The sequence below is a fragment of the Arthrobacter sp. EM1 genome (assembly GCF_029964055.1).
Classification (GTDB): Bacteria; Actinomycetota; Actinomycetes; order Actinomycetales; family Micrococcaceae; genus Arthrobacter.
The window spans coordinates 229842-248345 of sequence record NZ_CP124836.1 but is presented as its reverse complement, the minus strand read 5'-3'; the positions used below and the strand labels follow the sequence as shown (position 1 = coordinate 248345).

The 18504-nt window shown below is 66.0% G+C and carries 16 protein-coding genes and 2 tRNA genes; 10 read left to right on the top strand and 8 right to left on the bottom strand.

The genetic code is table 11. The annotated features are described in order from the left end of the window. Positions 1-10 precede the first annotated feature (10 nt). The 3 genes from QI450_RS01180 to QI450_RS01170 all read left to right on the top strand — a co-directional run bounded on the left by QI450_RS01180 (position 11) and on the right by QI450_RS01170 (position 3169). On the top strand, positions 11-1591 hold the full coding sequence (locus tag QI450_RS01180) for an alpha/beta hydrolase (protein ID WP_226773737.1): 1581 nt from the start codon (positions 11-13) through the stop codon (positions 1589-1591). Positions 1592-1674: 83 nt separating this feature from the next. Beyond that, positions 1675-1747 (top strand) — tRNA-Thr (locus QI450_RS01175). A 150-nt stretch (positions 1748-1897) separates the two neighbouring features. After that, complete coding sequence (locus QI450_RS01170) at positions 1898-3169, top strand: MFS transporter (protein ID WP_226773736.1); 1272 nt, start codon at positions 1898-1900, stop codon at positions 3167-3169. Positions 3170-3203: 34 nt separating this feature from the next. On the opposite strand, the gene QI450_RS01165 is transcribed toward QI450_RS01170, so the two are convergent. Continuing rightward, the gene (locus QI450_RS01165; RefSeq protein ID WP_226773735.1) at positions 3204-3677 is read right to left on the bottom strand and encodes a hypothetical protein; all 474 of its coding nucleotides are present in this window, start codon (positions 3675-3677) and stop codon (positions 3204-3206) included. A gap of 72 nt (positions 3678-3749) precedes the next feature. On the opposite strand from QI450_RS01165, the gene QI450_RS01160 reads away from it, so the two are divergent. After that, positions 3750-4745, top strand: coding sequence for a hypothetical protein (locus QI450_RS01160; protein WP_226773734.1), 996 nt, complete (start codon positions 3750-3752; stop codon positions 4743-4745). Positions 4746-4784: 39 nt separating this feature from the next. Next, entirely contained in the window at positions 4785-4964 is a 180-nt protein-coding gene (locus tag QI450_RS01155; protein WP_226773733.1) for a hypothetical protein, read from the top strand. A 98-nt stretch (positions 4965-5062) separates the two neighbouring features. Here the strand turns inward: QI450_RS01155 and QI450_RS01150 are convergent, their stop codons facing one another. From QI450_RS01150 to QI450_RS01140, 3 genes are all read right to left on the bottom strand, one after another. After that, positions 5063-5908, bottom strand: coding sequence for an aldo/keto reductase (locus QI450_RS01150; RefSeq protein ID WP_226773732.1), 846 nt, complete (start codon positions 5906-5908; stop codon positions 5063-5065). 106 nt (positions 5909-6014) lie between these two features. Further along, positions 6015-6470: a hypothetical protein gene (locus QI450_RS01145; protein ID WP_226773731.1), complete on the bottom strand. Its 456-nt coding sequence runs from the start codon at positions 6468-6470 to the stop codon at positions 6015-6017. Between the two features lie 6 nt (positions 6471-6476). Next, positions 6477-7169, bottom strand: coding sequence for a bacterial proteasome activator family protein (locus QI450_RS01140; protein ID WP_226773730.1), 693 nt, complete (start codon positions 7167-7169; stop codon positions 6477-6479). On the opposite strand from QI450_RS01140, the gene QI450_RS01135 reads away from it, so the two are divergent. Together QI450_RS01135 and QI450_RS01130 are read left to right on the top strand one after the other, a co-directional pair. Continuing rightward, on the top strand, positions 7168-7326 hold the full coding sequence (locus QI450_RS01135) for a hypothetical protein (protein WP_226773729.1): 159 nt from the start codon (positions 7168-7170) through the stop codon (positions 7324-7326). The genes QI450_RS01140 and QI450_RS01135 overlap by 2 nt on opposite strands. Next, positions 7319-7786, top strand: a complete 468-nt coding sequence (locus QI450_RS01130) for a hypothetical protein (protein ID WP_226773728.1) — start codon at positions 7319-7321, stop codon at positions 7784-7786. Before QI450_RS01135 ends, QI450_RS01130 begins: the two co-directional genes overlap by 8 nt. 104 nt (positions 7787-7890) lie before the next feature. Here the strand turns inward: QI450_RS01130 and QI450_RS01125 are convergent, their stop codons facing one another. The 4 genes from QI450_RS01125 to QI450_RS01110 form a co-directional block, all read right to left on the bottom strand. Continuing rightward, a complete protein-coding gene (locus tag QI450_RS01125; RefSeq protein ID WP_226773727.1) occupies positions 7891-8082 on the bottom strand; it encodes a YbdD/YjiX family protein in 192 nt (63 codons plus the stop codon). A gap of 13 nt (positions 8083-8095) precedes the next feature. After that, on the bottom strand, positions 8096-10387 hold the full coding sequence (locus QI450_RS01120; protein ID WP_226773761.1) for a carbon starvation CstA family protein: 2292 nt from the start codon (positions 10385-10387) through the stop codon (positions 8096-8098). 159 nt (positions 10388-10546) lie between these two features. Beyond that, positions 10547-11083, bottom strand: coding sequence for a PadR family transcriptional regulator (locus QI450_RS01115; protein ID WP_226773726.1), 537 nt, complete (start codon positions 11081-11083; stop codon positions 10547-10549). A 166-nt stretch (positions 11084-11249) separates the two neighbouring features. Beyond that, positions 11250-12233, bottom strand: coding sequence for an NAD(P)H-quinone oxidoreductase (locus QI450_RS01110; RefSeq protein WP_226773725.1), 984 nt, complete (start codon positions 12231-12233; stop codon positions 11250-11252). Between the two features lie 169 nt (positions 12234-12402). Between QI450_RS01110 and QI450_RS01105 the strand changes: the two genes are divergently transcribed. The 3 genes from QI450_RS01105 to QI450_RS01095 all read left to right on the top strand — a co-directional run bounded on the left by QI450_RS01105 (position 12403) and on the right by QI450_RS01095 (position 18485). Then, positions 12403-12490, top strand: a tRNA-Ser gene (locus QI450_RS01105). Positions 12491-12745: 255 nt separating this feature from the next. Beyond that, a complete protein-coding gene (locus QI450_RS01100; RefSeq protein WP_226773724.1) occupies positions 12746-13495 on the top strand; it encodes a VOC family protein in 750 nt (249 codons plus the stop codon). 424 nt (positions 13496-13919) lie between these two features. Beyond that, positions 13920-18485 carry an ExeM/NucH family extracellular endonuclease gene (locus tag QI450_RS01095; protein WP_226773723.1) on the top strand — a complete coding sequence of 1522 codons (4566 nt, stop codon included), beginning with the start codon at positions 13920-13922 and terminating at the stop codon, positions 18483-18485. Positions 18486-18504: the final 19 nt, after the last annotated feature.

Below are 18504 nucleotides of genomic sequence, written 5' to 3'. Positions count from 1 at the left end.
GGAGAACCGCATGACGCAACCATCTTTGCCCGCCAGGAACCGACCCCCCGCGGCCTGGGCGCGGGGCGTCGGCGCTCTGGCGCTCGGCTTGGTGATGGCACTTATCCTGTCTTCTTGCAGTCTTTTCGGGACTGGCGACGGCGGCGCGAAGGACGCCCAGCAGACGGCCGACCCCTCGATCGCCGCGGCAGCGCCGGAGGGACTGCGCAGCTTCTACTCCCAGCAGCTCAACTGGACCCGCTGCGAGGGCGACTTCCAGTGCACCAAGGTGAAAGTGCCCTTGGACTACAGCAAGCCCGACGGCGATACCATCGAAATCGCGGCCCTGAAGCTGGCAACGTCGGGCAACAGCAAAAAGGGCAGCCTGCTGGTCAACCCCGGCGGCCCCGGCGGCTCCGGCTACGACTTCGTGCGGGACGCCGGCGCCACCAATATCTCGGAGAAAGTGCGGGCCAGCTACGACATCGTCGGTTTCGATCCGCGCGGGGTGAAACGATCCGCCCCCGTCACCTGCCTCACCGACCAGGAACGCGACGCCTCCCGCGCCAAGGTCTACGCCTTGGACACCGACGCGGGGCTCGCTGAAGCCATGGCGGACAACCAGGCCATCGCGGCCAAATGTGCGGAAAAGACCGGACCGGTGCTCGGCCACGTCGACACCGTCAGCGCCGCCAAGGACCTTGACGTCCTGCGCGGTGTGCTCAATGACAGCAAGCTGAACTACCTCGGCTACTCCTACGGAACCTTCTTAGGTTCCACCTATGCCTCCCTGTTCCCGGACAACATTGGCCGTATGGTCCTTGACGGCGCGATGGATCCCTCCCTCAGCTTCGAGGACCTGACCAGCGGGCAGGCGAAGGCATTCGAGAAGGCCATCCGGGCCTACGTAACGGACTGCCTCGATAACAGCGGCTGTCCGCTCAGCGGCACCCCGGATCAGGCCATCGGCCAGATCCAGGACATCATCAAGGGCGTTGAGGTGAATCCGAGGGCAGCCAAGGACGGCCGGGTCGTCAACGCTTCGATGTTTGTCAGCGGCTTTATCCTGCCGTTCTACAACGACGACAACTGGCCTGCCCTAACGCAGGCCCTCGGCAGCGCCATCAAGGGCGACATGACCCCGATGCTCCGGCTCGCCGATTTCGGCGCCGACCGTGAACCGGACGGCAGTTACTCCGCCAACTCGGCCTTCGCCTTTAATGCCATCAACTGCCTCGACTATCCGATGGCAGCGGACACAGCCTCGATGCGTGCCGAAGAACAAAAGCTGCGGGAACTCTCGCCCACGCTGGGCTCCTACTTCGCCTACGGCGGCACAAGCTGCGCGGACTGGCCGTACCAAAACATCAGGACGCCCGCCCCGGTGGAATATACGGGTTCCACCGACATCGTTGTGGTTGGCACCACCGGCGACCCTGCGACCCCGGTGGAGTGGGCCGGCTCCCTGCGCAAGCAACTCGGCACGGCCTCGCTGCTGACCTGGAAGGGTGAAGGCCACACGGCCTACGGCCGCTCCAACGACTGCATCGGCAACGCCGTGGACGGCTACTTTGTCGACGGAAAGACCCCCGCGGACAACATGGTCTGCTGAGCCCATTTTGACCGGGCCGGAGGCCTCTACTACAGTTATCTCTGGCATGAGGCGTTCGGGCCACCCGGGCGGTTCACGCGGATGCTTCCTTAGCTCAGTTGGTAGAGCGTCTCACTCGTAATGAGAAGGTCGCCAGTTCGATTCTGGCAGGAAGCTCGAGTTGCAAAGATCGGCCCCGGCGATTTCGCCGGGGCCGATCTTTTTTGTCCCCCAGGTACGGCTGTCGGGTCCCCGACGGCGCCTCGCTTCCGGGCCCGGGCCGGCTGCCTCTTGTCCTGGCGCCGGTCAGCAGCCGACCATTGGCAGATGGAACAGCGGGGTCAGAGGACGGCGGCCGGCACTTCCGTGCCCGGCGCGAACCGGCGCCGCCTCTGGGGTCCGGTGGTCGGCTTTGGCCTGGTGAGCCTGGCAGCCGACATTGTCTCCGACGGCGCCCGGCCGCTGGCTGGTCCGCTGCTGGCCCAGCTGGGCGCCTCTGCACTGGTCGTTGGCCTTGTGACCGGCGCAGCCGAGGCCGCGGCGCAGGGACTGCGGCTGCTGTTCGGACCCTGGGCGGACCGCACCCGCCGGTACTGGACGTTCACGCTGGCCGGATACGGGCTCACCGCGGTTTGTGTGCCCCTGCTCGCTTTGGCGCCGCTCGCCGGGGAAGCCGGATTGGTGCTGGCGTCCGTTCTGATTATCGGAGACCGCGTTGGCAAGGCCATCCGCAGCCCGGCCAAGACAGTTCTGCTGGCAGCGGTCACCAAACAAGTCGGCCGGGGCCGCGGCTTCGCCGTCCATAAATCACTTGACCTTCTCGGCGCGGTCCTCGGGCCGGTGCTGATCGCGGCAGTACTTGCCGCCACCGGCAGCATGTCGGTGGCCTTCGCCGTCCTGGCCCTGCCGGCAGCTGCAGCGATGTTTATGCTGTTCTGGCTGCGCCTCCGGGTACCGTCTTCCGTTCCTGCCGCCGTCGACGCCTTACCCCCGCCCGGTGCCGACCGACCGGCGACGGTCTTCACCCGTGGTTTCCTGCTGTTCGCTGTCGCCGCATTCTTCTGGAGCGCCGGCCTGGTGGCGTTCGGTGTTATCGCCTTCCACCTCACGACGACGGCGGGAGTTCCAGTGGCGGTGGTACCGCTGCTGTACGCCGGGGCGATGGCAGCCGCAGCCCTCGGCGCCCTCGCGAGCGGCGTCATTTACGACCGTTCCGGGGCGGCGGCGCTCCTCGCGCTTCCCCTGCTGATCGCAGCAGTCCCGCCGCTGGCGCTGGCGCCCGCCGCAGGCCTGGCATTTGCCGGAGTCCTGGTCTGGGGAACGGCCACAGGTATCCAGGATTCCACCGTCAAGGCGCTTATCGCGGACCTCGTCCCGGAAGGGCGCCAGGGCACGGCGTACGGCGTCTTCGCGGCGTTTGAAGGTGCCGGGGCGCTGGCGGGCGGTGGGCTGTACGGCTCGCTGTATAGCAGCCGTCCGCTGCTGATCCTGGCCGTGGCCGTCCTGCAGCTGATCGCCTTCTCGGTCTTGGTGGTGGCGTTGTTCCGGAACCGCGAACCGCAACGGGGCCGTTCGGCGCGGACCCTGCGGCAGGACTGATCGCTGCAGCCCCGGCCCGGCTGTGGGGTCCTGCTTAGGTGCTCCAGACCGAGGCCGAGCCGGAATGGCCGGTTACGATGCTTTGGTAGACGAAAACGGCCCCCGCCGCCGCCGCGATGACAAGGAGGGCCAGCCGGACCGCACGGTTGCTCCGCAGCGGCCCCAGGAAGGCAAACCACCGGCCGATGGGCTCGTAACTGACCACCAGGGTCGCCGCGATAACCACAAAGAACACCACGGAGACGGCCTTGAGTACGTCCCCCTGTTCCACATGCTCGCGGATCAAGGCAGATGAGGGCCGGGCGTTCTGCAGCTGCTCCCCGGCCTGCGCGGTGAGCAGGGACACAGGAACCAGGCCCAGCGAAAGCACTCCCAGCGGCCAGGCCAGGTAGTTCCGCCAGCGTGGTGCGACGGCATATACGATCGCGCCGAGACCGGCGATCGGCGCCAGCACGACCACCGCGTGGACGAGCAGAATGTGGGCTGGAAGCCCCGCTATTTCAATCATGTGCGCCCTTTATCTCCAGCAGAACTGCCCCTTTGCGGCCGCATTCCCGGGCCGGGCTTCTATGATTCTTGCATGGCAGAGCGCGGACTGGCGGACGTTGCGGCGCGGCTCTATGCCCTCCCGTTCGACGACTTTGTCCCCGCCCGGACCGCCGCTGCCAAAGCGGCCGGCGCCACAAACACGAAGAATTCCCTCGCCGCGGACGTGCGTGCCCTGCCCAAGCCGTCCTTGGCCGCATGGTCCGTGAACATGCTCGCGACCCGGCGACCGGAGACCCTTCGGCAACTCGCCGAGCTGGGAGAGTCGATGCGTGCTGCACAGTCCTCCCTTGATGCCACGACACTGCGCCGGCTGGGACAGACACGGCGCCGGCTTCTCGCCGGCGCAGTCCAGGCAGCACGGGACGTGGCCCAGCAGCAGGGCAGGACGATCAGCGGGGCGACCGCTGCGGACGTCGAAGGGACGCTGCGGGCGGCGACTGCGGACGAGGGAGCAGCTGCGGCCGTGCAGTCCGGTCGCCTCCTCCGGGGCCTGTCCGCCGACGGTGTCGACGCGGTGGACCTTTCGGACGCCGTAGCACTCCCGGGGCTGGTCCCACCAGCAACGCCGGCACCGGATTCCGCGCCGGCCCCTGGCGGTGAGTCCAGCAGGACCGGAGCGCTGACTTCCGACGCCGCCCCGGCGGGAGCCACTGCGCCGCAGGCTGCAGGGCGACCCCGCCTGCAGGCCGTCCGAGAGGAACCGCGCCGGCCCAGTCCCTCAGCGCAGGAACGCGCACGGGCCGCACTGAAGGAAGCCGAAAACACAGCCAGCGTGGCGGCCGATGAAGCCCGCCAGCGTGATGCGGAGCTGGCCCAATCCACTGCCCTGGTAACGGAACTCTCCGACACGGCCCGGGACCTGCGCGAGCAGCTGGCCCGGTGCGAACCGGAGCTCAAAGCGGCCAGGAAACGGCGCGATCTGGCCGCTGCCCAAGCGCAGCAGGCTGATCGGGCGGCGGGTAGGGCCCGGCGAGCCGAGGACCTGGCACGGGAACGGGTGCTGCGGATTGGCAACACGCCGGACTGATGGCCACTTAGTGTCAGTGCCCGGCGGCACACTTAGTCCATGGAAAGCACCCAGTACTTCGAAGTCACGTACCTGGACACGGACTGCGGCCGGATCCGCACCGAGACGTTTGATGACGTCCACGCCGCCGAACGCTTCGCCGCCCGCCAGATCGCGGACGAGCGTGGCTGGGCAATGGTTGACGCCGTTCCGGTCGAGGAAGCCCGGAAGGCTGCCTAGCTGGGTTGCCTTCCGCTCCCGGGACAGCAGAATGGGCCCCACCCGGTTCGGGTGAAGGCCCAGCTGCACGCTTCGCCGGCGGCTTGGCCGGGGTGGCTTTAGGCGAAGTCCGAGACTGCCGGGTCCGCGCCAATGCGGCCGGCGCCCTCGGCAGAGTTGTCCATTCCGTTGATGGCCTGAACATCGGTCTCGTCCAAGGTGACCTCCAGTGCCGCGTAGTTCTCGCGGATACGGGATTCGGTCACCGACTTGGGGATAACGACGTTGCCGATGGCCAGGTGCCAGGCGATAACGACCTGCGCCGGAGTGGCGTTGTGCTTTGCCGCAATCTGAGCGATGACAGGGCTCTCCAACAGCTCGCCGCCCTGGCCCAGCGGCGACCAGGCCTGGGTGAGGATGCCGTGGGAGGAGTTGAATTCGCGCAACTCGGCCTGGCTGAAGAACGGGTGCAGTTCGATCTGGTTAATGGCCGGCACCACACCGGTCTCGTCGATCAGCCGCTGCAGACCTTCCTTGGTGAAGTTGGAAACACCGATGGTCTTCACCCGCCCCTGCTTCTGCAGTTCAATGAGGGCCTTCCAGGTATCCACATACTTGTCCTGCTTGGGCTGCATCCAGTGGATCAGGTACATATCCAGGGTCTTCAGGCCCAGGCGCTCCATGGATTCCTCGAAGGCCTTCAGCGTGGACTCGTAGCCCTGGTCCGCGTTCCACAGCTTGGTGGTGATGAAGATTTCCTCGGGCGTGAGCCCTGAACGTGCGATGGCCCTGCCCACGCCTGCTTCGTTGCCGTAGATCTTGGCGGTGTCGATGTGGCGGAAGCCCGCCTCGAAGGCCTGGACGACAACCTTCTCAGCGACGTCATCCTCAACCTGCCACACGCCGTAGCCGAGCTGGGGGATGGTATTGCCGTCATTAAAAGTCATTACTGGTGAAGAAGTCATCTGGCTATCGTGCCAACGTCCACGCCGCTGCGCCAGTGGAAACCGCGCAGCTAAGCTAGGCGCTTAACCGGGAATTTTCCCGCGTATCCGGCGCACGTCCCGTCCGTCAGCTCGAAGCCGACGCCTGGGCAAGGCGGCGTTCGGCGTCGATGACGTGCTCCAGGACCATCTGGGCGCGGCGTCGAACCGACTCCGCTCCTGCGGGGACCGGGTGGACTGCGAGGCGGACCATCGCCGCTGCTTCGGCTGTGGTCGCCAGGGAATTTCCTGCCGTTGACAGTGCCCGGTGGACTCCCGTCATGGTCCCCGGGATGTCGAGTCCCTCGCTCGGCGCCCGGCGCTGGGCCTCCACACAGATTTGCCGGACCCGTCCCGAGAGCGCCGAGAGTTCGTTGCCGACCGCCAGGAGCTCGGCGTAGAGGGCCTCGTCCTCGACCCCCTCGAGGATTTGGTGGTAGCGGTCCAAGCCCCGGATGAAGCGGTCGTGGGCCCGCCGCCAGAGCCCCTTGCCGAGCTCGGCGTCGTCTTTCCGCCCCTGCCGGGCGGCGCTGAAAAAACCCACGGGCGCCTACAGGTACTGGCCGGGACCGTGGTCCGGGTCTGCGGGCCCGGGAAGCCGGGAGGGTTCCGCGCCCGGTGCCGGCGCCGCCGCCCGCTGGGGCTCGCCGTTCGCACCGATAATCACGCCGGGGGCGATCATGGTGCCGGGCGGCAACTGGCGGAGCTGCGCCTGCGCCACGGCCTGCTCCCGGGCAGCGTGTTTGGCCGCGAGGGCGGTTTGGATTCCGTGGAAGAGGCCCTCCAGCCAGCCGACCAGCTGGGCCTGGGCGATCCGCAGTTCTGCGTCCGACGGGGTCCCCTCCGCCGGAAAGGGAAGGGTGATCCGTTCCAGTTCCTCGACCAGTTCCGGGGCGAGCCCGTCTTCCAGTTCCTTGAGGGACCGCTGATGGATTTCGGCCAACCGGGCGCGGGCGGCGTCATCGAGCGGGGCAGACTTCACTTCGTCCAGGAGCTGCTTCATCATGGTGCCGATCCGCATCACTTTCGCCGGTTCATCGACGAGGTCCTGGAGCTGGCCGGTCCTTTCCCGGGTATCCGCGGCACGCCGCGACCGTGCCGGCTCCGTCGGGTCCGAGGGGCGCAGCGGTTCCGGCAGCTGTTTGTCTCCCGGCTGGACGCCATCGCCGTCCGGGCTGGAGTCCAGGGTAGTGCCCTCGACAGGTACCACGGCGTCGGTCTGAGTGTCGTGCGGATCGCTCATGGCTTCATACTCTCACGAGCCGGGTGCCCGGCTGCGGGCGTACCCGGCCGGGCCCACGCAGTCGCTCACCCGCACCCCTCCGGCGCTGCACCCTCCGGTCCGGGCTGAGGCAGCTCAACGCCCGCTGCCGCACGTGGAAGTATTCACCTATGACTAACGAGCACAACGAGGCCACCCGCTCGGCGTTTACGGACCCCCAGGGCCCGGACGCCGCGACCGAATCCAGCCGCAGGTGGGCCCATATCGGGGCCATCATTGTCGACGCCACCCTGCAGCGCCGGCAGAACTACCACTCGACAGTCAAGCCGCGCGTTGTCGCCCTGGTCGACACCTGGCCGGATGCCGACACAACCAGCGGATTCCGCCGGCACCTCGACACGGGAACGCTCGCTGAAGTCATCAGCTGGCCCTCGCCTGGCCGTCTCGCCCAGGTCGAGGACATAACGGGCGTTTTCGAGGATCAGGGCATCGAAACCGTCATGGATCTCCGCGGCGCACTCGGTGACCCGGCCAGGAGGACCGGTCTCCGGCAGGCCCTTGCGTCCGTGCGGCATGTCAGCCCCAAAACCCTGGACTACATCGAAACCCTCAGCGGAGTGTCCACGGAGGGTGTTTAACTAGCCCGCACAGCTGCGGCGAAGGGCGACGCCGGGCACCTGTGTGCCCGGCGTCGCCCGTCCCCTGCCGGCTGAGTTCAGCTACGCCGGCCGGTGCGAACCGGTCAGCAGCATCGGCCCTGCGGGTTGGCGTCCTGGCGGTCCGTCTGGTCCCGCCAAAACTCCCGCTCAGTCATCGGCGTCGTGCCGTGGCCCAAGGCCGCATGATGCGCCGAGTACTTCGAATAGGCATCCGCGCCCATAACGCTGCCCAGGTAGCGGGCGAAACCCCGCAACCCCACAACGACGGCGTTCATTTCCGTGCCCGCATCAGTGCTGGCCGGCCTTTTCGAACCGCTGATCGGCCGGAAGTTTGTTCCACTCGGCCATCAGCTCGCGCTCCGACGGGGTGGGGATCACTCCGGCCGGGGCGAAAACGCGCGAGGCGACTGCTGGGTCCTCATGATTCGGGTTCGGCAAACCGCGCGTTGCATTGCGGAACGCCTTCACGCTGGCCAGGATCGCGGTGATAATAACGATGATGCTCAGCACCACAAAGATCACCGACAGCCAGCCCTGGATCATGGTGTTGCGGACCACGGCCTCCATGGCCAGCTGGGTCTTGGCCGTGCCGAAGGAGGTCTTGCCGTCTGCAAGGGCCTTGGTGAAGGCTGCGTTGTTTGCGAAGTAGCCCACGGCGGGCACCGGCGAGAAGATCTTGTAGAAGCTGGCGGTGATGGTCACAACGGCTGCGAAAGCCAGGGGAAGCGCCACAATCCAGAGGTACTTGAAGGATCCGCGCTTAGCCGCAATGGCCATACAAACCGAGAGGGCAATGGCTGCCAGCAGTTGGTTGGCTATGCCGAACAGCGGGAACAAGGTGTTAATGCCGCCCAGCGGATCGGTGACGCCCATCAGCAACACCGCGCCCCAGGCCGCGACCATAATCGCGGTGCAGAGCCAGGCGCCGGGGCGCCAGGAGTGCTCCTTGAACTTAGGGACAAAGTTGCCAATCGAGTCCTGCAGCATAAAGCGCGCAACCCGGGTACCGGCGTCGACGGCGGTGAGAATGAACAAGGCCTCGAACATAATGGCGAAGTGGTACCAGAACGCCATCATGGCCGTACCGCCGATGAACTGCTGCATGATGTGGGCCAGACCCACGGCCAGGGTGGGGGCGCCGCCGGTGCGGGAAATAATGCTCTCCTCGCCCACATCCTTGGCCGTCTGGGCCAGGAAATCCGGGCTGATGTTCACGCCGGCCAGCCCCAGGCTGTTGACCCACTGCGCGGCGGTCTCCACGGTGCCGCCGGTCAACGCCGCCGGGGCGTTCATGGCAAAGTACAGGCCGCGGTCAATGGAGATCGCTGCAACGAGGGCCATGATGGCGACGAAGGATTCCATCAGCATGCCGCCGTAGCCAATAAACCGGGTCTGGCGTTCCTTCTCGATCAGTTTCGGCGTGGTGCCGGAGGCGATCAGGGCATGGAAGCCGGACAACGCGCCGCAGGCGATTGTGACAAACAGGAACGGGAACAGGGACCCGGACAGGACCGGTCCGTTGTCCCGGCTGGCGAACTCGCTAAACGCCGGTACGTTGACTTCCGGACGGACCACGATGACGGCCACAGCCAGCATGGCGATCACACCGATCTTCATAAACGTGGACAGGTAGTCGCGCGGTGCAAGCAGCAGCCAGACGGGCAGGATCGCGGCAATGAAGCCGTAGATGATGAGTCCCCAGGCGATGGTGACCTTGTCCAGATGGAAGAAGGCCGCTCCCCACTCGGTGCCGGCGACGGCGCCGCCGCCGATGATGGCCGCCATAAGCAGCACGAAGCCGATGAGGGAGACTTCCATAACCTTGCCGGGCCGAAGGTAGCGCAGGTACACGCCCATAAAGAGTGCGATCGGAATGGTCATACCCACGGAAAAGACGCCCCAGGGGCTCTCGCCGAGGGCGTTCACAACGACGAGGGCCAGGATCGCTACGATGATCACCATAATCAGGAGCGTCGCGATCAGGGCAGCGGTGCCGCCGATCACCCCGAGCTCTTCGCGAGCCATCTGGCCCAGCGAGCGACCGCCGCGGCGCATGGAGAAGAACAGCACGAGGTAGTCCTGGACGGCACCGGCCAGGACGACGCCGAGGATGATCCAAATGGTGCCCGGAAGGTAGCCCATCTGGGCGGCAATGATCGGACCGACGAGCGGGCCGGCACCGGCGATAGCGGCAAAGTGGTGGCCGAACAGCACGTTGCGGTCCGTACGGACGTAGTCTTTGCCGTCGGCCTTGTACTCGGCCGGGGTGGCGCGGCGGTCGTTCGGTTTGGTCAGGTAGCGCTCGATGACCTTGGAGTAGAAGCGGTAGCCGATCAGGTAGGTGCACACTGCGGCGAACACGAACCAGATGGCGTTGACTGTTTCGCCGCGCACTATCGCGAGCATAAACCAGGCCACCGCACCCAGCAGGGAGATCGCGGCCCAGAGGGCGATCTTGGCCGGCGTCCAGTTGCGCTCTTCGGCTTCGGTTACGCCGGCGTCCACCGCGGTGGGCGGCAGCAACGGGTCCGGCGTGATGCCGTCGTCGACCAGTACGTTCTTTGGCGTGCCATCTGGCATTGTGCCCATGTCTCCTCCTTGAGAAACCAACTGGGCAAATCCCCGACAGAGGTGCCCCAAGGCACCCTACCAACGTAGGTGGTGCATGGGTATGGCTTCCGCGCCAACCGGTTCGGCGGAAGCGGTGAACGGTGCGGCAAACGCGTCGAACGGCCGAACTCAGGCGGACGGGCCGGTCAACTGCATCAGCCGCGCCTCACAAAGGTCAAGCCAGCGCACTTCGGCCTCGGTCTGGAAGATCAAGGAATCGAGTACCAGCAGCCGGGCGGTATCCATGGAGCGTTGCTGGGATGCCGTCTCACGCCGGGCTTTGGTGTAGTCCTGCAGGGCCCGGACTGACACGGCACGCTGGGCATGAATGGCGGCACCGACGTTGACACCGGGCAAGGTCAGCCCCAGCGCGAGCTTGATGGCCAGTTCGTTCCGCGGCGGACTGCTCCGCTGCACCGGGGAGCTGAACCAGCGGGTAACTTCAGCAAGCCCGTCCGCGGTGATGCTGTAAACAATGTGGCCCTCACCGTCGGCACCATCCTTGCGGACGAGCCCGTCGCGCTCCAGGCGGTCAAGAGTCGTGTAGACCTGCCCGATATTCAGGGGCCAGGAGGACCCTGTGCGCTCTTCGAACTCGATCCTGAGCTGGTAGCCATAGTGTGGCCGGTCCTGCAGGAGGGCGAGGAGACTGTGACGGATGGACATGTTGCTCCCGGAGGGTAGCGGGACGACAGCATACACGCGCCCCAAGACGCGTGTATACCGCGTATGGAATTACATTACAGTCATTTCTTCTCCGCAAGCAATTCGGATATGCCCGCCACAGAATGTGTTTGAGGCGCCGCCGGCCGGGCCGAGACTCGGGTCCGGCTTACAGGAGGAGCAGAATCTTGCCCACATGGTCACCGGAGTCGAAGTACCGGTGCGCCTCAGCGACCTGGTCCAGCGGGAAGGTCTTCGCCACCAGCGGCCGGATCCGGCCATCGGCGAGCATCGGCCAGACACCGTCGCGGACGGCGTCCATAATCACGGTCTTCTCCGCTACGGGCCGCGGGCGCAACGCCGTCGCGATAATCGCAGCACGCTTACCCAGCAGTTTGCCAAGATCCAGCTCGCCTTTGGCACCGCCCTGCAGCCCGATCACCACCAGCCGCCCGTACTCCGCCAGCGCGTCCACGTTCTGTCCCAGGTACTTGGCTCCGACGACGTCGAGAATAACATCGGCGCCCTTGCCGCCATTTTGCGCGCGCAGGCTCTCCGGGAAGTCTTCTTCCGCATAGTTGATCGCGATGTCTGCGCCAAGAAACGCCTTGGCGGTGCCGACTTTCTCCGCGGTGCCGGCCGTCGTGGCGACCACGGCACCGAACGCCTTCGCGAGCTGGATGGCCATAGTGCCGATGCCGCCGGTCGCCCCGTGGATGAGGACGGTCTCCCCCGGCTGCAGCTGCGCTGTCATGATCAGGTTGGAATAGACCGTCGCCGCTACTTCGGGCAAAGATGCTGCGGTGACAAGGTCGATCCCCTCGGGGACCCGCAGGACCTGCCCCGCGTGTACAGCAACCTGCTGGGCATAGCCGCCGCCGGCCAGCAGCGCAACGACTTTGTCGCCCACGGAGAACGGTTTGGTGACTCCGGGACCAAAGCCAGCGATCCGGCCGGAGACTTCCAGCCCGGGAACCTCCGAGGCTCCGGGCGGCGGCGGGTACAGGCCCTTGCGCTGCTGGACGTCGGCGCGGTTTAGCCCGGCGGCGACGACGTCGATCAGCACCTCACCGGGACCCGGCACCGGGGACGGGACCTCGCGGACCTCCAGGGCCTCGGGTCCGCCCGGCCTTAAGATATAGACAGCCTTCATGGAGAACTCCGATTTCTAACGAACGTATTGCGGCCGTGTGGCCCGGCTGCGCCGCCGGGACATTATGTCCGAAGCGCTTCCTCCCAGAATATGCGGAGGAGATACCGGCGCCCGCGAGCGCAACCGCGTTTTTGTTGCTGCCGACTGCCTATGAAACACTACTCGTTAGGGAAGGTTGTCCGAGCGGCCGATGGAGCTGGTCTTGAAAACCAGTGTGCGGTGACCCCGTACCAAGAGTTCGAATCTCTTACCTTCCGCGGGAGCGCAGAGTTTGCGCGGCTTAGGGGCCGGTTGGGGCAATCGAGAGGTTGCCCCAACCGGCCTCACTCGTATCGCCGGCCTGCAGATGCCCCGCCCACTCGTCACCGGTACCAGCCGCCCGCGGGGCGGGCACCCGGAACCCGTTGAAACCGTCTGCGCTCAGGCATACCCTCACAGTGTCTGCTTCGCCGTCCCAAGATAAGGCGCCCCGCCAGTACCTTTCACCGCCGCAGAAAGTACAGGAGTCCACAATGCCAACACCCGAGCACTCCAACGGAGCACCGTGCTGGATCGACCTGATGACCTCCGACACCGGAAAGGCCCAGGCGTTTTACGGTGACCTTTTCGGTTGGACGTTCGAAACTGGCGACCAGGAGAAATACGGCGGTTACATCACTGCGCTGAAGAACGGCAAGTCGGTCGCCGGAATCATGCAAAAGCAACCGGACCGGGCCGGTTTCCCTGACGCCTGGTCCACGTACCTGCGCACGGACGATGCCCGCGCGGCTGTCAAGAGCGCGGCGGAGCAGGGCGGAGCCGTCTACCTGGAAGCCATGGTGGGCGACGCCACCGGCGCGGCCATCGGCATCTGGCAGACCGGGGAGATGACGGGCTATGAGCTCGCCGCCGAAGACGGTACCCCTGCGTGGCACGAACTCCACACCAAGGACTACGCCACGGCGGTCAAGTTTTACCAGGACGTTTTTGGCTGGAACACCGACGTTATGAGCGACACCCCGGAATTCCGCTACACCACGCTGGGGGCCGGAGACACCGCCAAGGCAGGAATCATGGACGCCTCGGGATACCTCCCCGCCGAGGTCCCCTCCCATTGGCAGGTGTACTTCGCGGTTGCGGACACGGACGCCGCCACCGAAAAAGCCGTCGCCATGGGCGCCCAGCTGATCGAGGGGCCCGACGATACGCCGTTCGGGCGCCTTGCCACGCTCGCTGACCCCACCGGCGCCAGATTCAAGATCACGGCCCCGACGGCGCAGTAGAGCGCGGACATCGGTCCGCAGGGCAGCTGGGCGTCAGGGCAAAGCTCAAGGAATCTTGAGCAAGAACTTCAGGAAATCCTGCCGCAAAAATGCCCCGGGAATAACCGGCCAGCCGCTCCACTTCGGCCACCGGCCGGTATTCTTTTGGCATGCGCGGCCCCAGCCGGCCGGCATGGTTCACCCGACACAGCTCGGGGCAACCCACTCCGTCGCCGGGGCGCATCGTTGCTGGCCCGGTGCCGACTGTGACGCGTTCCGCTGGGGGACGTTTCGCCGAATGCACATGCAAGACATGTCGTGTTCACCCACCTCTGTTTTGATGTGCCGGGAACTGCTTGACCAGGAGCACCTACCGGCGGTCTGCGGCGTTACGCGGACACCTCCACCCAGCCCTTACCCGGGCACCTCATGAGAGTTAGAGCGGATGAAACACTTACCTTGGAAAACCGCGCTCTGCACGGCGCTGTCGGCAGGGCTCATCGCAGCCCCGCTGGCCGCTGTGCCGGCGTTTGCCGTGGAAGTCTCCCCGGCAGCGGCTGGCAGCTCGCCAGTGATCATCAACGAGGCGTACCTCAGCGGCGGCAGCGCCGGCAGCGCCTACAAGAACAAGTTCGTTGAGCTGTACAACACCTCCGATGCGGCAGTCTCGCTGGACGGCTGGTCCGTCCAGTACCGCCCGGGAACCGGCACCGCGGCACCCAGTGCAACCGCCTCGCTCACCGGAAGCATCCCGGCCAAGGGCTACTTCCTGGTCAAGGGCGGGACGAACTCCAGCGCGTCTACGGCCCCTGAACTGCCGGCCGCCGACGTGTCAGCCGCTGGTTTCAACCCGAGCGGCACAACCGGCACCATCGTCCTGGCCAAACAGGCAACCGCTCTGGACCCCCTTGCCACCGGCTCAGTCGTTGAACCTGCCAATGTCGCCGATCTGCTCGGCTACGGGACCTCCAACACCTTCGAAACCCAGGCGGCGACGGCGCCGTCGGGCAACACCGACGTCAAGAGCCTGAACCGCGGCAACGGCGCGGACAGCAACAACAACGCTGCTGACTTCACCCTGAACGCGACCATCACTCCCAAGGCTGCCAACGGTGTGGCCGCTCCCGTGGATCCGCCGGTCGATCCCGGCCCCGTCACGCCCCCGGCCGTCAAGACGATTGCCGAGATCCAGGGCAACGGTACTGCGAGCCCGCTCGTCGGAAGCTCCGTCACCACCCGCGGCAAAGTCACCGCAGCCTTCCCGACCGGAGGGTTCGCCGGCTACTACATCCAGACCCCAGGCACCGGCGGCGACCTGACCCCGGCCAGCCACTCGGCGTCGGACGCCATCTTCGTCTTCTCGTCCGCCACGGCCGGCGCCGTCCAGATCGGCGACTACGTCGAGGTGACGGGCGCCGTCAGCGAATTCTTCGGCATGACCCAAATGACCGTTGCCGCAGAAGCTGACCTCAAGAAGCTCACGGAAGCGGCCCCGGAGGTCAAAGCCACCGGCTTTTCGCTCCCAGCCGAGGAAACCTTCCGCGAGTCGCTGGAAGGAATGCTGCTGGCCCCGCAGGGACCGGTCACTGTCACCGACAACTTCTCGCTGAACCAGTACGGTGAAATCGGCCTGGCCGGCGGGTCTGCTCCGCTGGAGCAGCCCACCGCCGTCGCCCCCTACGGATCGGCAGAGTACACCGCTACCGTCGCCGCCAACGCCGCCAACGGCATCCGGCTCGACGACGGCGCCACCACCAACTTCCTCAAGGACGCCACCACCAAGGCCCTGGAGCTGCCGTACCTGACCACTACCGAGCACGTCCGTGTCGGCACCCCGGTGAGCTTCAAAACCAACGTGGTGCTCAGCTTCGCCAACAACGCCTGGAAGTTCCAGCCGCTGACGCAGCTGACCCCCGCCACCGCGGACGCGGTCCAGCCGGTAAGTTTTGGCGGCAGCACCCGCGCGGACGCTCCGGCGGCCGTCGGCGGCAACCTCAAGATTGCCTCGTTCAACGTGCTCAACTACTTCCCCACCACTGGCGATCAGCTCACCGGGTGCACCTACTACACCGACCGTGCCGGGAACCCGATCACCGTCCGCGGCGGCTGCGATGCCCGCGGCGCGGCGAACGCCGAAAACCTCCAGCGCCAGCAGGACAAGATCGTCGCCGCCATCTCCAAGTCCGGCGCCGACGTTGTATCGCTTATGGAGGTCGAGAACTCCGCACAGTTCGGCAAGAACCGTGACGATGCCCTCGCCAAGCTGGTTGACGCACTGAACATCGCCACGCCGGGGATCTGGGACTACGTCCGGACTCCCGCCAACGCACCCCCGCTGGCCGATGAGGACATGATCCGCACCGCCTTTATCTTCAAGAAGGCCACAGCCGAGCCGGTGGGCGAGTCCATCATCCTCAACGACACCGTTGCCTTCGCAAGTGCCCGCAAGCCGCTGGCACAGGTCTTCAAGCCGGTGGGCGCGTCCGATGACAAGAAGTTCATCGCGATCGCAAACCACTTCAAATCCAAGGGCTCAGCCGCCACCCCGGACGACACGGACAAGGGTCAGGGCAACTCAAACCTCGCCCGCACCGCGCAGGCCCGGTCGCTGCTGGCGTTCTCCGACGAACTGCAGAAGTCCAAGGGGACGGACAAAGTCTTCCTGATCGGTGACTTCAACTCCTACGCCAAGGAAGACCCGATCAACGTCCTCACGGCCGCTGGCTACATCAACCAGGACGAGAAGGCCAAAAACGCCGACGGTTCCGCCAAGCACTCCTACCTCTTCGGTGGCCTGGTGGGCTCGCTGGACCACATCCTCGCCTCACCGGGAGCCAACGCCGTTGTCACCGGCGCCGACATCTGGAACATCAACTCCGTGGAGTCTGTGGCCCTGGAATACAGCCGCTACAACAACAACGTGACTGACTACTACGCTGCGGACCAGTTCCGGGCGAGCGACCACGATCCGGTGGTGGTGGGCCTGAACCTGCCCGTCACCCCTGCCAGCGTTGAGCTGAACCTGCTTAACATCAACGACTTCCACGGCCGTATCGATTCCAACACCCTGTTCTTTGCCGGAACCATCGAGAAGCTGCGGGCCGCGGCTGCCCCCGGCGCCACGGCGTTCCTCTCCGCGGGGGACAACATCGGCGCCTCGCTGTTCGCCTCGGCCGTTGCCAAGGACCAGCCGACGATCGATGTGCTGAACGCCCTTGAACTGCGGACCTCCGCCGTCGGCAACCACGAGTTTGACGGCGGCTGGGCCGATCTGCGCGACCGCGTCATTGCGGGCGGGGCCAACGCCAAGTTCCCGTATCTCGGTGCCAACGTTTACAAAAAGGGCACCACCGAGCCGGTTCTGCCGGAGTACACGGTGCTCAACCTGAACGGCGTCAAGGTCGCCGTGATCGGAACCGTTACGCAGGAAGTGCCCTCCTTGGTTACCCCTGCGGGCATCGCCGATCTTGACTTCGGCGACCCGGTCGATGCGATCAACCGCGTCGCCGCGAAGATCAAGGCGGACAAACTTGCCGACGTGATCGTGGTGGAAAACCACGACGGCGCCGGTTCCGGGGCGCCCGAAGGCGCCACCCTGGCGCAGGAGGTCGCCGCCGGCGGACCGTTCGCCAGGATGGTCACCGAGGTCACGCCGGACGTTGCCGCGATCTTCAACGGCCACACCCACAAGCAGTACTCCTGGGATGCCCCGGTCCCCGGCGCTGAGGGCAAGACCCGCCCGATCGTCCAGACCGGCAACTACGGCGAGTACATCGGCCAGATCCAGCTGACCATCGACACGAAGACCATGTCGGTGACCGGCTACAAGGCCGGCAACGTCAAGCGCACCACCTCCGCTGACCAGCCGGCAGCCGATCTCGTGGCCGCGTACCCGCGGGTCGCCGCCGTCAAGACGATCGTTGACAAGGCACTCGCCGACGCTGCAGTGGTTGGCAACCAGCCGGTCGGCTCGGTGACCGCGGACATCACCACGGCGTTCACGCCTGCCACCACCACGACTCCGGCCTCACGCGATGACCGCGGCAGTGAGTCCACCCTGGGCAACCTGGTCGCGGATGCGCTGGTTGACTCGCTCAAGCCGGCTGACCTCGGTGCTGCCGAGATCGGCGTCGTCAACCCCGGCGGGCTGCGCAACGAGCTCTACTACGCCCCGGACGGGACCGTCACCTACGCCAAGGCCAACGCGGTCCTGCCGTTCGTGAACAACCTCTGGACCACCTCGCTGACCGGTGAGCAGTTCAAGACGCTCCTGGAGCAGCAGTGGCAGACCAACCCGGACGGCACGGTACCCAGCCGCGCCTACCAGCAGCTCGGATTGTCCAAGAACGTCAACTACACCTACAACGCCGCCCGCGCCGCCGGTGACCGGATCACCTCGATCCGGGTCAACGGCGTACTGATCGACCCCGCGAAGTCCTACCGGATCGGAACGTTCAACTTCCTGGCAACAGGAGGAGACAACTTCCGCATCTTCAAGTCCGGCACCAACACCAAGGACTCCGGACTCGTGGACCGCGACGCGTGGATCAAGTACCTGCAGGTGCACAGCCCGGTCGCACCGGACTTCGCACGCCGCTCCGTTGCCGTGGTGAACACCACCGCCGCGCAGGTCAAGGGCGGGGAGGCCATCACCCTGGCCGTCTCCAAGCTGGATCTCACCTCGCTGGGCAGCCCGGTGAACACCTCGCTGCGCGCCGAGTTCACCGATGCCAGAGGCACCCTCACCGCGCTGGGCACAACACCGGTTTCCGCCGGAACCGCCACAGTTGATCTGAAGGTACCCGCCGGCGCTGCAACGGGCACCGGTACCCTGACGCTCACCGCCGTCGAATCCGGCACAGTGGTGAAGGCAAGCGTTGTGGTCGCAGCCAACGTACCGGTTCCGCCGGCCTGCACCGCACCGGTTCCGCCGACGAAGTGGTATGACTTCAAGGGCTGGATCAAGTACTCGATCGCGTGGATCAAGTACCGGAACTGCCTCCGCGGCTAGCCTCCCGGCTCCGAGCCCC

Bases quoted from the DNA above. Each gene is read 5' to 3' on its own strand.
- QI450_RS01125 (WP_226773727.1), bottom strand. From the start codon at position 8,082: ATGAACGCCGTCGTTGTGGGGTTGCGGGGTTTCGCCCGCTACCTGGGC.
- QI450_RS01140 (WP_226773730.1), bottom strand. From the start codon at position 7,169: ATGAGCGATCCGCACGACACTCAGACCGACGCCGTGGTACCTGTCGAG.
- QI450_RS01095 (WP_226773723.1), top strand. From the start codon at position 13,920: ATGAAACACTTACCTTGGAAAACCGCGCTCTGCACGGCGCTGTCGGCA.
- QI450_RS01115 (WP_226773726.1), bottom strand. From the start codon at position 11,083: ATGTCCATCCGTCACAGTCTCCTCGCCCTCCTGCAGGACCGGCCACAC.
- QI450_RS01100 (WP_226773724.1), top strand. From the start codon at position 12,746: ATGCCAACACCCGAGCACTCCAACGGAGCACCGTGCTGGATCGACCTG.
- QI450_RS01120 (WP_226773761.1), bottom strand. From the start codon at position 10,387: ATGCCAGATGGCACGCCAAAGAACGTACTGGTCGACGACGGCATCACG.
- QI450_RS01155 (WP_226773733.1), top strand. From the start codon at position 4,785: ATGGAAAGCACCCAGTACTTCGAAGTCACGTACCTGGACACGGACTGC.
- QI450_RS01150 (WP_226773732.1), bottom strand. From the start codon at position 5,908: ATGACTTCTTCACCAGTAATGACTTTTAATGACGGCAATACCATCCCC.
- QI450_RS01130 (WP_226773728.1), top strand. From the start codon at position 7,319: ATGACTAACGAGCACAACGAGGCCACCCGCTCGGCGTTTACGGACCCC.
- QI450_RS01135 (WP_226773729.1), top strand. From the start codon at position 7,168: ATGGCTTCATACTCTCACGAGCCGGGTGCCCGGCTGCGGGCGTACCCG.
- QI450_RS01165 (WP_226773735.1), bottom strand. From the start codon at position 3,677: ATGATTGAAATAGCGGGGCTTCCAGCCCACATTCTGCTCGTCCACGCG.
- QI450_RS01110 (WP_226773725.1), bottom strand. From the start codon at position 12,233: ATGAAGGCTGTCTATATCTTAAGGCCGGGCGGACCCGAGGCCCTGGAG.
- QI450_RS01160 (WP_226773734.1), top strand. From the start codon at position 3,750: ATGGCAGAGCGCGGACTGGCGGACGTTGCGGCGCGGCTCTATGCCCTC.
- QI450_RS01180 (WP_226773737.1), top strand. From the start codon at position 11: ATGACGCAACCATCTTTGCCCGCCAGGAACCGACCCCCCGCGGCCTGG.
- QI450_RS01170 (WP_226773736.1), top strand. From the start codon at position 1,898: ATGGAACAGCGGGGTCAGAGGACGGCGGCCGGCACTTCCGTGCCCGGC.